The following is a 2,481-nucleotide window of genomic DNA, read 5'->3' as shown; positions in this document are numbered from 1 at the left end:
TGCTGGGGCTGGGTGTCGTCGGGCCAGGTGGGCGGGCGGTGGTCGGGGGCGTGCTGGACGCCGAGGGCCCAGCCGCCGTCGACCCAGATGGCGTGCCAGCGGTCGCCCCATTTCTCGACGGTGCCGTCGAGGAAGGTGGCCCAGAAGGTGCTTTCGGCGTCCAGGTCCGCGGCGTCGAAGACGATCATGCGGTGCTTGATCTCCATGGGACGAGTCTCCCGCGATCGGATCGGTGACTGCTAGCCCGCAGCGCGGACCGCCACGCCATCACAAGTGCGGTTGGGACGCCGGCTGGAGCGGGGACGATGCGGCGACGGGCAGTTGTGATGGGACTGGGGTTCACCCCAGGAAGGCGTTGAGGTGCTGGGCCCAGACGTTCGGCTGCTCGAAGTGGCACATGTGGGCGGCGTCGGGGGTGACGGCGAGTTGACTGTTCGGTACGGCGGCGTGCAGGCGCTCGGCCAGTTGGACGGGGAAGCCCATGTCCTTCTCGCCGTGCAGGATCAGGATCGGCTTGGCGAAATCACGCAGGATCGTCTCGGGATCGCCCGTGAACCAGGGATGTATCAGCCCGGCCATGGCGCGCTCGTAGCTCCAGTCGCCCGTATCGGTGCCGAGGCTGTTGAGGAGGTCAAGGTACGCCGGTGCCTTGGCCGGGTCCCAGACGAAGATGGTCGAGTTGCGTTCCTCGGGCTTCGCCAGCCGCTCGCGCCGCTGGTACTCCTCCCAGCCGGCCAGATACTCCTGAGACGCACGAGCGTCGTACGCCGAAGTCGACGCCAGCACCAACCGCCGTACCAGCGCGGGGTGTTTGTCCACGAACTGCATCGCCGCCCGACCGCCGGTCGAGAACCCCAGCAGGTCCACCTGCCCGAGCCCGAGCTCCGCGATCAGCCGCCGCGTGTCCTCCACGACGTACTCCGGTTGCAACCGATCGTCCGGCAGACCACGCGTGCTCCGTCCGCAGCCCCGGAAATCGAACAGCACCACATGCCGCTGCACCTCCGCGAACCCCGGCAGCAGATACCCATGCCCCACATCCGGCCCGCCGTGCATCACCACCAGCGAAGGCTCGTCCCCGCGCTGCCCCAGCTCCCGCACGAACAGCTCAACCTCACCCACGTCCAGCATCCCCACACCCTGCCACCCACCACCGACAGTTCGCCGGATACTGAGCAGGTGAACGCGCTGCCGCATCGGCCGACCGGGCTGGAGAAATACACGTGGACCGACGCCGACTTCGAGGTGATGGGCTGGCACGACAGTACGGTGCACGCGATCAGCGTGGGTGAGCACGAAGACGACCGGCTACCGCCTGGGCGGCTGTTGCTCGATCTGGACTACATCGTGCAATGGGTCCATCCGGTCCGTCTGCAGAAGCGGTTCTCCTTCTGGATCGTGCCGGCAACGCTGGTGTTCGACGAAGCGTGGGGTATCGCGGGAGACCTCGATCCGGGGTACCAGCTGTTGGAGATCGCCGACCTGCACCGCCTTGATTCGCCAGATGATCAGCCTGATCCGGTCTGGCACATCGACGGGCAGAACTTCGACCTCCGGGTTCGCGCGTCCGGATTTACGCAGTACTTGCGCAAGGAGCCACAACACGTGCCGGGCCAGGTGCTCACGATGGCGCAACGCGGCGGGATCAGCTTTGCCGAGGTGCCGTTCGTCTAGGCGGTGATCGGGATGCCTACGTCTTGGGCTTCGCGGATTTGGCAGGGGGAGGGGAGGAGGTTGGTGAGGTTGCTGGCGGTGGTCTGGTCGGGGAGGTCTACGAGGTAGGCGCCGTGGAGGTCGGTGGGTGGTGTGGTGGGGAGCAGTGGGAGGACGGCGTGCAGGGTGCCGTGGGTGCGGACGGCGGTGGCGAAGGCGGCCAGGTCTGTCAGGTACTGGTCGCGGGTGGTCTCGTCGGCGGTGTCCCACTGGGCGTAGTGGTCGGGCCTGGACATCAGGATCAGGAACTTGGGCATGGGAGGACTCCTCGAGCAGATGCGGCTGTCCTGGGGATGACGGGTGGGGGCGGCGGAAATCGACAAGTCAGGGGTGGATGATGCAGAAGAGGGTGCCGTCAGGGGACTGCAGGACCGTGAAGTCTGCGTCCTCCGGGTAGGTCCAGTCCTCGACGAGGCGAGCGCCGAGGGCCTCCAGGCGGGCGATCTCGGCCTCGACTGTGGTGTCGGGGGTGACCCAGAGATCCAGGTGGGTGCGGTCGGTGGAGTCGAGGTGGAGGCGGGTCGCGGCTCGGTCGGGCGGGACGAGGAAGTCCGGGTTGCTCGCTTGTGGCGTGTAGCCGAGAGCCTGGCTCCAGAAGGTGGAGCCCTGGGCGGTGTCGGGGACGTTGAGGATGATGGCGCCGAGGGTGAGACCCATGATTTCTCCCGGAGGGGGTTGAGTTTTCGACTGGACGCCATGCTCTCGCACGGCACCGACAGAACGAAGCGGCCCGCCCGCAGAATGGTTGCCCAGAGCAACGGCCAAACC

5 protein-coding genes are annotated in these 2,481 nt (G+C 67.1%); 1 reads left to right on the top strand and 4 read right to left on the bottom strand.

The genetic code is table 11. The features are described from left to right. Both E1261_RS44375 and E1261_RS44370 read right to left on the bottom strand, forming a co-directional pair. On the bottom strand, window positions 1–206 hold a 206-nt coding region (locus E1261_RS44375), incomplete at its 3' end, for a VOC family protein (protein WP_338034001.1). 133 nt (window positions 207–339) lie between these two features. Continuing rightward, complete coding sequence (locus E1261_RS44370) at window positions 340–1,131, bottom strand: alpha/beta fold hydrolase (protein WP_165952875.1); 792 nt, start codon at window positions 1,129–1,131, stop codon at window positions 340–342. A gap of 48 nt (window positions 1,132–1,179) precedes the next feature. On the opposite strand from E1261_RS44370, the gene E1261_RS44365 reads away from it, so the two are divergent. Next, window positions 1,180–1,674 (top strand): hypothetical protein, encoded by a 495-nt coding sequence (locus tag E1261_RS44365; RefSeq protein WP_132416333.1) that lies wholly within the window; start codon window positions 1,180–1,182, stop codon window positions 1,672–1,674. On the opposite strand, the gene E1261_RS44360 is transcribed toward E1261_RS44365, so the two are convergent. Continuing rightward, on the bottom strand, window positions 1,671–1,970 hold the full coding sequence (locus E1261_RS44360; protein ID WP_132416331.1) for a hypothetical protein: 300 nt from the start codon (window positions 1,968–1,970) through the stop codon (window positions 1,671–1,673). The two genes, E1261_RS44365 and E1261_RS44360, sit on opposite strands and share 4 nt — an antisense overlap. 67 nt (window positions 1,971–2,037) lie before the next feature. Beyond that, complete coding sequence (locus E1261_RS44355) at window positions 2,038–2,370, bottom strand: VOC family protein (RefSeq protein ID WP_132416329.1); 333 nt, start codon at window positions 2,368–2,370, stop codon at window positions 2,038–2,040. Window positions 2,371–2,481 lie beyond the last annotated feature (111 nt).

Source organism: Kribbella albertanoniae, assembly GCF_004348455.1.
Classification (GTDB): Bacteria; Actinomycetota; Actinomycetes; order Propionibacteriales; family Kribbellaceae; genus Kribbella; species Kribbella albertanoniae.
The sequence above is the reverse complement of the archived record's forward strand: the minus strand, read 5'-3'. Positions and strand labels throughout refer to the sequence as shown.